Source organism: Tumebacillus sp. BK434 (assembly GCF_004340785.1).
Taxonomy (GTDB): Bacteria; Bacillota; Bacilli; order Tumebacillales; family Tumebacillaceae; genus Tumebacillus_A.
On the sequence record NZ_SLXS01000001.1, the window covers coordinates 808,735 to 820,463 of the forward strand.

Annotated in this window: 3 protein-coding genes and 1 pseudogene; all 4 read right to left on the reverse strand. The window is 64.0% G+C overall.

Features of this window, described 5'->3' with window-relative positions; genetic code table 11:
• Positions 1–6 precede the first annotated feature (6 nt).
• Positions 7–5,355 (reverse strand): non-ribosomal peptide synthetase, encoded by a 5,349-nt coding sequence (locus EV586_RS02590; protein ID WP_165898183.1) that lies wholly within the window; start codon positions 5,353–5,355, stop codon positions 7–9.
• Between the two features lie 236 nt (positions 5,356–5,591).
• On the reverse strand, positions 5,592–5,912 hold the full coding sequence (locus tag EV586_RS02595; protein ID WP_132943507.1) for a rhodanese-like domain-containing protein: 321 nt from the start codon (positions 5,910–5,912) through the stop codon (positions 5,592–5,594).
• Complete coding sequence (locus EV586_RS21785; RefSeq protein ID WP_481937749.1) at positions 5,884–9,954, reverse strand: non-ribosomal peptide synthetase; 4,071 nt, start codon at positions 9,952–9,954, stop codon at positions 5,884–5,886. Before EV586_RS21785 ends, EV586_RS02595 begins: the two co-directional genes overlap by 29 nt.
• A 6-nt stretch (positions 9,955–9,960) precedes the next feature.
• Positions 9,961–11,625: pseudogene (locus EV586_RS21790) on the reverse strand (amino acid adenylation domain-containing protein); the annotation flags it as partial.
• Positions 11,626–11,729 lie beyond the last annotated feature (104 nt).

The following is an 11,729-nucleotide window of genomic DNA, read 5'->3' on the forward strand; positions in this document are numbered from 1 at the left end:
CTGTAGCTAGCGTTTGCCTCTTCTGCGCTGCATCGCTTCCCGGCGCGCACTGCCCCGGTCCTGCGCTTCTGCTGCCGTTGCCTGCTGCTCAGCACCGCTCGCTGCGATCCGCTCGGCCAACAGCCGGACGGTCGGATAGCGGAACAGATCGGCGATGCTGATCGTCTTGGGCAGGATCGGCTGCAGGCGGCTGTACACCTGCTCCAGCTTCAGCGAATTGCCGCCCACTTCGAAAAAGGAATCGTCGATCCCCACTTGGGCGCTGCCGAGCACCTCTTGCCAAGCCGCTGCGATCTGGCGCTCCGTCTCATTCCCCGGCGGCGCAAAGACCGCGGCCGCACGCGAGCGATCCAAGGCGGGCACAGGCAGCGCCTTTTTGTCCGTCTTGCCATTCGGCGTCAGGGGCAGGCGTTCGAGGAACAGCAGATGGTCGGGCACCATGTAGCCGGGCAGCCTGCGCTTGAGCAGTTCGAACAGCTCCACCTGCAAGCCGTCCCGCTCTTCGGCGACGACATAAGCGACCAGCGAGGACGCTTGAGCGGCACAGACCGCCTCGCGCACCCGCTCATGTTCGCCCAGCACGTGCTCGATCTCTTCCAGCTCGATGCGGTAGCCCCGCACCTTGACCTGCTGATCCAGCCGCCCCAAAAATTCCAGCGTGCCGTCGCGCTTCATCCGCACGGCATCCCCCGTCTTGTACATCCGCCCGTCGGCGAACGGATCGGGCAAAAAGCGCTCGGCGGTCAGCTCCGGCCGGCCAAAATAGCCGCGGGCAATCCCGGCGCCGCCGAGGTGCAGCTCTCCGGCCACCCCGAACGGCACCGGCTGCAGCCGCTCATCAAGCACATAGGCCCGCACGCCGGCCAGCGACCGCCCGATCGGGATCGCGCCCTGCACATCGGCCACGCGCTGCGCCACCGCCCAGACGGTCGCTTCGGTCGGTCCGTACATGTTGAACAGCTGCACGTCCGGCAGCCGACTGCAAATATCAGCCGCCTGTTGCGCCGAAAGCGCCTCGCCGCCGAGCAGCAGCGCCCGCAGTCCTTGCAGCGCCTGCACCGTCTCATGGTCGGCAAACGTCAGCCTGGCCAGCGACGGCGTGCACTGCAGCAGCGTGGCACCGTGCGCACGGGCTTGGCTCTGCAACGAGTACCGTCCGCCGCCCGCGCCTTTCGCTTCCTGCTCCGACAAGAGGATCACTTTCGCGCCCGAAGCCAGCGTCCAGAACAGTTCCAAGACCGAGATGTCAAAGCAGATGCTCGTCACCGCCAGCAGCGCATCGCTGGCCGTGCAGCCGATCCGCTCGTCCATGCCCGCGTAAAAATGAGCGGTGTTGCCATGCGTGACCACGACCCCTTTCGGCCGCCCGGTCGAACCGGACGTGTAGATCAGATACGCGGCCTGCTCCGTGCTCACCGCCGGCAGATTCTCTGCCGGTTCGCTCAAAAACGCAGCGGGATTGTCCACGCAGACCGTCTCACAGGCAGGAGTCGGCAGGAGCGCTTGCAGATCTTCCGTGGTCAGCACCACCGATGCCCGGCAATCTGCCAGCATGTACGCGATGCGCTCCGCCGGATAATCCGGGTCGAGCGGCACATACATCCCGCCCGCCTTCAAGACGGCGAGCAAGGCGATGAGCAGCTCCGGCGAGCGGCGCAGGCAGACACCGACCGGCGTTTCCGCCCCGACGCCCAGCCGCCGCAGGCGGTGCGCCAAGCGGTTGGCGCGCGCGTTCAGCTCCGCATAGGTCAGCGTCTCCGCTTCAAACACGAGCGCCGTGCGCTGCGGCGCGCTCTGCGCGTGCCGCTCAAACCGCGCATGCATCCAGCGCTGTTCCTGCGGCATCGTTTCCGCCCCCAGCCCGGCGAGCAGCAGTTGCTCTTGCTGCTCGGCATTGTAGAGCGGCAAAGCCCCGACCGGGCATGCATCCTCTTCCACTGCGGCCAGCAGCAGATGCTGGTAGGACTGCATCATGCGCTCGACCGTCTCCGGCAGATACAGATCGGCGTTGTAGGCGAACACCCCGCAGTACCTTCCCTCCGTCTCTGCCGCCGACAGCTCCAGTTCGTACTGGACCGTCTGCAGCGGCAGCGCGAACGATTCCAGCGCCAGCTCTCCGCTGTCCACGGCGACGCCGTCCAGTCCCAGCGCCCAGCCGGACAGCCCCGGCAGCTCGCGCAGCGGGGAGGTCTGATACGTAAACAACGTCTGGAAGAGCGGCGGATGGGCCGGGTCGCGCTTCGGCTGCAGCAGGTCGACGAGCAGCGGGAACGGCAAGTCCTGATGTTCGAGCGACAGCGTCACCCCCTGCCGCACTTGGGCCAGCAACCCGGCAAACGTCAGCTCGCGGTCATCAAAATCGGCGCGCTGCACCACCGGATTGACAAAATAGCCGATCGTGCGGGCGTCCTGCAGCCCGGTGCGCCCGGCGGCCGGCGTGCCGACCGCCACCGTCTCCTGTCCGGTATAGCGGTGCAAGAGCAACAGATAGGCGGCGAGGAACAGCATGTTCATCGTCACACCCTGCCGCTTCGCATATGCCTTCAATCGCAGGCTGTCTTCTGCGGAGAAGCGAAAGGCCAGGGCGCTGCCCCGATGGGTCTGCACCGGCCGGCGCGGGTAGTCTGCCGGCAAGTCGAGCACCGGCAGCTCTGCACCGAGCTGACTCTGCCAAAAGGCGGCCAGCTCTTCCCGGCGCGATCCGGCCAGACGCAGCGCCTGCTCCTTGGCAAACCCGGCGAACGAACGCTTCGGCGCCGGCAGATCGGCCGCTGCTCCATCGCGCAGCGCCGCATAGAGCGCCGTCAACTCCTGCATCATCAGCCCGAGCGACCAGAAATCGCACACGATGTGGTGCAGGATCAGCAGCAGAACGGACGGCTCGTCCTCACGCCGATACAACCGCGCCCGCACCAGCGCCTCGCCTTCGAGGGCAAACGGCCGCACCGCCTCCTCCTGCAGGCGTGAACGCAGTTCATCATCGCTCAGCCCCGTAACGTCTTCCACCTGCCACGGCGCAACAGGCTCTGCATGGACCATCATCTCCGGGCCGTCTGCCCCGTCTTGCATCGCGGCGCGCAGCAGCGGATGGCGTTTGCACAGCTCGGCGAACGCAACTGCCAGCAGTTCGGCATCCAGCGCCTGCCCCACCCGCACCGCTTTGGCGATCTGATACGCGGCGCTCTGCGGCTCCATCCGCTGCAAGAGCCACATCGCCCGCTGCCCGTGCGTCAGCGCAACGGCTCCGCTTGGCAGCTCCTCCGCTTCATTTGCGATTCGCCCATCCCCGTCCTCACGCTGCATAAGCTGCGCTCCGACCTCCCCGGCCAGCTCGTCGAGGCTCGCCCCGCCGAGCAGCCGGGCGAACGGCAGGTTGACGTGCAACCGCTCCTCCAGCTCCTGCTTGATCTCCGCCGCCATCAGCGAGTCCAGGCCGAGCAGGTCAAGCGACCCGGCCTGCAACACCTCTTGCAGCGGCACGCGCATTGCGCGCGCGGCCGTCTGCGCCAACAGCAACGTCAGGGCATGGCGGCGCGCAGGCTCATCCATGTCAGCCAGCACATCGCGCGTCAGCACCGCTTCTTCGGCCACTTCGGCAGTCGCTGCCGTTTCCAGCGTCAGGATCGGCCGGTCGGCATACAGCACGTCCAGCGTCCGCTCCAGATAGCGATTGCGGCAGGCATGCCGCTGCACTTTGCCGCTCGTGGTCTTCGGGATGCTCATCGGGCGGAGCAACACGATGTCTGCCGCCTGCAGGCTGTGCTCTTGCGAGACGCGCTTGCGGATCTCAGCCGCCACTTCCGCCAGATTGGAGCGGCGGTGCGAGCGCTCCACTTCCTGCACGATCACCAGCCGCTCCTCCCCGTCCACTTCGACAGAAAAGGCCGCCCCGTTGCCGTTGTGCACCGCCGGATGGCTCTCTTGCACCGTCTGTTCAATGTCTTGCGGATAATAATTGCGCCCGCGCAAGATCAGCAGATCTTTCAGCCGGCCGGTCACATACAGCTCGCCCTCCCAGACAAAACCCAGATCTCCGGTGCGCAAAAAAGTGCTTTCTGCCGCGTCCGCACCCGCCAGGCGCGCGCCGAACGTCTCGGCCGTCTGCGCCTCGCGCTGCCAATAGCCTTGCGCCACGCTCGGCCCGGACAGCCAAATCTCGCCCACCTGCCCCTCCGGGCAGGCTGTGCCGCCCTGCGGATCGGCGATGATGATCCGCTGCCCGCTTTCCAGCGCCCGTCCACTGCTGACCAGACGACGGTCGCCTTCCTGTTCCTCAGCCACAGGAACCGCGCATTTCTCAAGCAAAGCTGCCCCTGCGAACGAGCGAACCACCGGGGCCTGCCCTTGGACACCGCCCGCCGCAAACAGCGTGCCTTCCGCCAACCCGTAGCAGGGATAAAACGCCCGCTCCTGAAAACCGCAGCTTCCAAACACCTCGGCAAAGCGGGCCAGCGTCGCCGCCCGCACCGGTTCCGCACCGGAAAACGCCACTTCCCAGGAGGAGAGATCAAGCCCATCCCGTTGCTCCGGACTGATTTTTTGCACGCACAGATCGTAGGCAAAATTGGGCCCGCCGGAGACGGTCGCCCGCGTCGCCGTGATCAATTCCAGCCACCGCAGCGGCTTTTGAATGAAATCGACAGGCGCCATCAGCGTCACCGGGTAACCGGTGTACAGCGGCTGCAGAATCCCGCCGATCAGTCCCATGTCATGGTAGGGAGGCAGCCAGATCACACAGCGGCTGTCGGTGGAAGTTCTGAATTTTTGTTGCATTAATTCTAAATTGTGCAATAAATTTTCATGTGTCAGCATGACTCCCTTTGGCAGCGCCGTCGAGCCCGATGTATATTGCAAAAACGCGAGACTGGCGCGCTCCGTTTGCACCGGCTGCCACGCCGTCCGTTGCATCCGCACCGTCTCCCGGTCCGGAGCCATCCAAGCCAGCTTGGCAAGCCCCGGCAGTTCGGCCAGGCGGCTTTGCACTCCTTGCAGAATCTCCGGGGTCGTCAGCGCCGCCGACGCCTGCGCATCGGCCACGATCGCCTGCAACCGGGTCAAGTGGCCGTTCGAGCGCGGCGGATAGGCCGGCACCGGCAGAATGCCAGCGTACAAACATCCAAAAAAGGCGTACAAATAGTCGAGCCCTGGCGGATACAGCAGCAAGGCACGCTGCCCAGCCGTATGTTGCTGTTGCAAAACGGCCGCCATCCCGCGCGCCGCCGCGTCCAACTCGCCATAGCTGCAGCGTTCCTCCCGGCCATGTTCCAGCAAAAACGTGTAAGCTATCCGCTCCGGCTCAGCTACAGCCCGATGCATCACCAACTCGACGAGCGTCTTCCATTCCCTCTGTTCCATGATCTGCATCCTCCGACAATTTTTACTATACGATTAAATTAAATTCATAATATTATACCGATAACTATGCTACAACTTAATTTTCCTACCCCTTAATTCTTACCACAAAAATCTTCCAAATTGAAGAGAAAGAGCGACAAATTTTCGCAATAATTTAGGACTTTTCGACAAAAACTTTAATTGCACGCATGAAAAAGCCCGACTCTTAAAAGTCGGGCTTTCTTATTTCAATTAAATTACGGGTAATACTCTTCCAGTTCACCTTTCCAGGCAAGCATGCCGTCTTCCATATTCAAGAGCTTGGAAAATCCCTGCTGCAGCAAAAAATTGCACGCGGAACGGCTGCGGCGTCCGCTGCGGCAGACGACGACCGTCTCCCGCTCAGGATCAAGCTCGCCGTACCGGCTCTCCACGTCCGGCAGCCGGATGTGCAGCGCGCCGGGGATCAGGCCGCGCGCGACTTCGCTGTCTTCGCGCACGTCGAGGATCTGCAGCGTATCCCCTGCGTCCAGGCGGGCCTGCACGTCTTCAGCTTTGATGTTTTTCGGTTTTGCCAATGAAATCACCACTCTTTAGATTTACCGAACAGTGTATCACTTTTTCCAGTTCTTGCGCCAGCCGTTCGACGTGCGGCAGGCGGACGATCGAGAAGTGTGTGCCGGGCAGCGGATGTGTGGTGATCTCCCCCTGCACCAGCTCGCCCCAGCCCATCGTCGGCTCGTCGTTGATCTTGGTGGCGAGCTCGATGGAGACGAACTCGGTCGCTTTGAACAGCGTGATGTCGCCTGCGTACGCCTGCGGCGTGTAGTCGTGCACGGAGAGCAGGTTGGCACGGAAAACGCGATACAGGCGGTAGAACTGCTGGAAGCTGATGTCTCGCGGCAGGATGTTCTGCCGGATCGTCTGTTCGAGCACGAAGCGGAACGCCGCATCGTCTTGCAACGTGTACAGATGCTCCTCCATGCCGTCGGCGATCTCCACGCCGGAAGAGGCGGCAAGGTACTCGGAGAAACCGGCCAGGATGCTCGCTTCCGTCGGAAACTCGCGGCGGTTGTGCAAAAGCGGTGCGAAGCTGTCGAAGATCGCCAAGAGCGCGACCTCTTCGCCCGCCTGCCGCAGCTGCTGGGCCATCTCAAACGCCATCACGCCACCGAGTGACCAGCCGCCGAGATGATACGGGCCGAGAGGTTGGACGCGGCGCAGCTCCTCGATGTAATGCGCGGCCATGCGGGTGATGTCGGTGAACGGCTCGCGGTCGTCATCAAGACCTGGCGACTGCAAGCCGTAGAACGGCTGCTCCGGCCCGAGCAGCTTGGCGAGATGGACGTAGGACAGCACAGAACCGCCGACCGCATGCACACAGAAAAACGGCGGTCTCGTTCCTTCCGCTTGCAGCGGGATCAGCGAAGAGCGTCTGTGCGTGCCGCCTTCGCGGAGCATGACCGCCAAGTCTTCGATCGTGCCGCCTTGGGACAGCGCGGAAAACGGCAGGTCTTGCCCCCATTTTTTCTGAATCATCGCCATCATCCGCACGGCGAGCAGCGAATGGCCGCCGAGCAGGAAGAAGTTGTCGCGGATGCCGATCGGCGCGATGTGCAAAAGCGACTCCCAAAGCTGCACCAGCTCCAGCTCCAGCAGGTCGCGCGGCGCCGCATACTCGCTCTCGCCCGGCGGTCGCACGCCGATCGGCACGGGCAAGGCGCGGCGGTCGATCTTGCCGTTCGGGGTCAGCGGCATCGCCTCGAGCAGCAGGATGTGAGACGGCACCATGTGCTCGGGCAGCCCTGCCTGCAAAAAGCCGCGCAGGTCGTCGGCCGTCGCCTGTCCCGCCTCGTCGCGCAGGACGACATAGGCGGCGAGGCGCTTGTCGCCGGGGACGTCTTCGCGGACGAGGACGATCGCGTGTCCGACCGCCGGGTGCTGGCTGAGCCGGTTTTCGATCTCGCCCGTCTCGATGCGGAAGCCGCGGATCTTGACTTGGTGGTCGCGGCGCGAGATGTATTCGAGGCGGCCGTCCGGGAGCCAGCGCACGAGGTCGCCCGTCTTGTACAGGCGCTCGCCGTCCCGTTCCTGGAAGGAGGCGGCATTCAGCTCCGGCCGGTCGTGGTAGCCGCGCCCGACGCTGATCCCGCCGACGTGGAGCTCGCCCGGCGTGCCGGCCGGAACGGGCTGGCCGTGTTCGTCAAGGACGTACACATCGACCCCGGCGAAGGGACGGCCGATCAGCACCGCTTCCGTGCCGTTCGCGTCGCGGTACTCCTCTGCGCTGGTGCAGCAAGTCGCTTCCGAAGGGCCGTAGCCGTTGATGAACGCCCTGCCTTGCGACCAGCGGGCGATCAGCTCGGCGGTGCAGGCTTCCCCGGCGGAGATGATCGTCTGCAAGTCGGGCAGGCCGTCATCTTCCATCACCGCCAGCGCCGAGGGCGGCAACGTGACGGTGGTGATCCGGTGTCGGCGCAGCGTGTTCAGCAGGTCGACGCCTGGCATCAGCTCGTCTTGGCCCGCGAGGTACAAGGTGCCGCCGTGGACGAGCGCCATGAAGATCTCCGAGACGGAGGCGTCGAAGGAGAACGAAGCGAACTGCAGGACGCGGCTGGTGGCGTCGACATGGAAGGTCTTGTGCTGGGACAGCGCCATGTTGTTCAGCCCTTTGTGCTGTAGCAGGACGCCTTTTGGCCGACCCGTCGAGCCGGAGGTATAGATGACGTACGCCAGGTCGTCGGCACCGGCTCGGTGCGGGACGGGGTCGGCCGCTTGCTGCCCGATGATCGGCCAGTCCGCATCCAACCGGAGGAGAGCAAGACTGCCGCCCGGCTGCAAGTTCTGGAGTTTGTCTGCAAAACGCGCTTGGGTGAGCAGCAGGCGAAGTCCGGCGTCTCCGATCATGTAGGCGAGGCGCTCTTCCGGATAGTTCGGGTCGAGCGGGACGAAAGCGCCGCCCGCCTTGAGAATGCCCAGCACGCCGACGATCATCTCCAAACAGCGCTCGACGGAGATGCCAACCAGCGTGTCTGGGCCAACGCCGCAGGAGCGCAGATGGCGGGCCAGGCGGTTGGCGCGCGCTTCGAGCTCGCGGTACGTGAGCTGCTCGTCTCTGAAGACGACGGCCGGCTTGTCGGGCGTCTGCGCGGCCCAGAGCGCGATCCGTTCGTGGACGCTCAGATCGGCCGGGTGCGGCGGATCCGACCGTTTCCACTCGCGCAGCTTTTGCAGGTCATCGGCAGCCAGCAAGCTGTGCGTTTCGTAGCGGGACGCGGCGTTTTCTGCCATCGCTTGGAAGCAGCGCCGGTAGTAGCCGGAAAGCGCGGTGATCTGCTCCGCGCCGAACTCGCCGCCATCGTAGCGCAAGAGCAAGCTGAGCTCGCCGCTGTCCACGTTTTGGCTGAATTCGGCGCTGAGCGCAAAATTGGTGTCTGCGATGCCTGCCGCCTCGAGCACCTCGACTTGGGGCAGCTCGGCAAACGCGCTGTAGACGTGAAAATGCGTAAAGTTGAACGCCGTTTCGAACAAGGTATGGCCGCCGTGATCCTGCTGGATCTGCATCATCGGGTAGCGGCGGTGCGGGAGCAGATCCTGTTCGGCATGGAACGTGTCGCGGATCAGGTCGAGCCAAGTGCCGCCTCGGAGCTTTTGGCGCAGCGGCAAGGTGTTCAGGAACAGCCCGAGGGCGCGCTCCCCTCCCTCCTGCTCGGGGCGGCCGTTGGCGACCACGCCGGTCGTGACGTCCTGATGTCCGCTGATGAAGCTGAGCACGCGCAGGTGTGCGGCGAGCAGCACGCTTTTCAGCGGGACGCCGGCGCTGTGCGCAAGCTGCTTGAGCACCTGCGCTTGGGCCGGGTCGAACGGGAGGTTGACAGACAACTGCTGCCCGGCAGCGGCGGACGACACGGTTCGCGGGAGCCGCGGGACTTTGGTGAAGGTGAATTCGTCGAGCTGTCGGAGCCAGAAGTTTTTCTGCTCATCGCTTGACACCGCTGCGCTTTCCAAAGCGCAATAGTCGCGGAACAGCGGGGGCGGCTGCTCCATCGGCAACCCGGTCAGGTAGCTGCGGAAAAACGCGGTGATCATCGTCGCCACGCTCCAACCGTCAAGGATGGCGTGGTGTTCGGTGAAGCTGAACTGGAACGTCTCCTCCGTCCGGCGATGGATCTTCAGGCGCAAGAGCGGCGCTTGCGTCCAGTCGAAGTGGCGGGCCTTCTCCTGTTCGAACCAGTCGGCGATGTGCCGCTCTTGTTCGGCTGCCGGGAGCTGGCGCAAGTCTTCGATGTCCAGCGGAATGCGGACCGCGCGGTGCACCAGCTGCAGCGGCTCGCTGTACGAGGTCAGGTCGAACGAAGTGCGCAGCACCGGGTGCTGTTGGGCCAGAGCGTCCACCGTACGTGCGAGCTGCTCTGCAGCAAACGGCGCGCGGAGGTGGTAAGTGTTGACGTTGTGGTAGACCGATGCGTCACCGCTGGCTGCGCTGTGGAAGAGCATCCCCGCCTGAAGCTTGGTCAGCGGATAGGCGTCTTCAAGATCCTCAGGCAGCAGCTCGCGATCGGATGCGGCGATCTGGCCGAACGGCGCTACGGTTCCCTTTTGGCAGGAGGCCGTCTGCATGGTGGCGGCCAAGTCGCGGACGGTCGGCTGGCGGAACATCTCCTGTAAAGAGAGCTCATAACCTTGCTTGCGTGCAGCTGCAACCGCTTGGATGCAGAGGATCGAGTCGCCGCCCCGCTCAAAAAAGTTGTCTTCGCAGCCGACTTGCCCGGTGCCGAGCACTTGTTGGAAAATGGCGCACAGCGCTCGTTCAGCGTCGGTCTGCGGAGCTGCGTACGCGTTCGCGCGGCTCTGTCCGTCCGGCTGCGGCAGGGCGCGGATGTCGACTTTGCCGTTCGGGGTGAGCGGCAGGCGGTCGATGTAGACGAAAGCGGACGGCAGCATGTATCCGGGCAGCTTTTGTTGCAGGAAGCTGCGCAGGTCGCCCGTTTCACAGTCCGTTTCAGGGACAAGGTAGGCGATCAGGCGGTCGTTTTGCGCGGTGACGACCGCTTCGCGGATCGCCGGTGACTGAACGAGCGCCGCTTCGATCTCGCCAAGCTCAATGCGGAAGCCGCGGATCTTCACCTGCTGATCGATGCGGCCGAGGTATTCCAGATCGCCGCCGGGCAGCAGGCGCACCAGGTCGCCCGTCTTGTAGAAGCCGTCTGTGAAGCGCTCGGCGGTCAGCTCCGGGCGATTCAGATAGCCTTGGGCCACTCCGGCCCCGCCGACGTGCAGCTCGCCGGGAATGCCGAGCGGCACCGGCTGTCCGAAGCGGTCGAGGATGCGCACGCTCAGGTCAGGGATCGGCACGCCGATGATGCTGCCGCGCGACAAGTCTGCTTGGGTCAACGGACGGTAGGTGACGTGGACGGTGGTTTCGGTGATGCCGTACATGTTGATCAACTGCGGGCGCTCGTCGCCATGTCGTTCGAACCATGGGGCGAGGCTATGCATGTCCAGCGCTTCGCCGCCGAAGATGACATAGCGGAGAGTGTCGGCGCTCGTTCCGGCTACCGCGTCGGCTTGGAGCAATTGGCGGAAGGCGGACGGGGTCTGGTTGAGCACGGTGACCCCTTCTGCGCAGAGCAGACGGTAGAACTGCTCGGGGGAACGGCTGGTCAGATACGGCACGATCACCAGACGGCCGCCATAGAGCAAGGCACCCCAGATCTCCCAGACTGAGAAGTCGAAGGCGTACGAATGGAACAGCGTCCACACGTCGTCCGCACGGAATTGGAACCAGTGTTCGGTGGCGGTGAACAGACGCGCCACGTTGGCATGCGGGATGAGCACTCCTTTTGGCTGTCCGGTCGAGCCGGACGTGTAGATGACATAGGCCAGGTTGTCCGGCGTGGTGTGGCAAGGCGGGTTGAGCGGGCTCCTGCCGTCTGTGATCAAGATCGCATCCGCCGTGTGTGCGGGCAGCGCTGTCTGTTCCTGGGTGACGATGATGCGGATGTCGGCATCGGCGAGCAGGAACGACAGCCGTTCGCTCGGATAGGCTGGATCGAGCGGGAGGTAGGCGCCGCCCGCTTTCAAGATGCCGAGCAGCCCCACGATCATCTCCGGATCGCGCTCCGTGCACAGCCCGACAAGCTGATCCTGCCCTACCCCTTTGGCGCGGAGAAGATGCGCAAGGTGGTTGGCACGTTCGTTTAGTTCGCGGTAAGTCATACTGATGCCGTTGTACGTGACAGCCGGTGCGTCTGGTGTTAGCACAGCTTGCGCCTCGAAGAGTTGATGGAGGCACAAGTTGGTCTCTTCCCCGGCTGATGACAAGTGCGGATGATGGCTCCAGTCGTTGTTTTGGTGTTGAGCTTGGTTTTGGTTATAGATCTGGTCTTTCATCT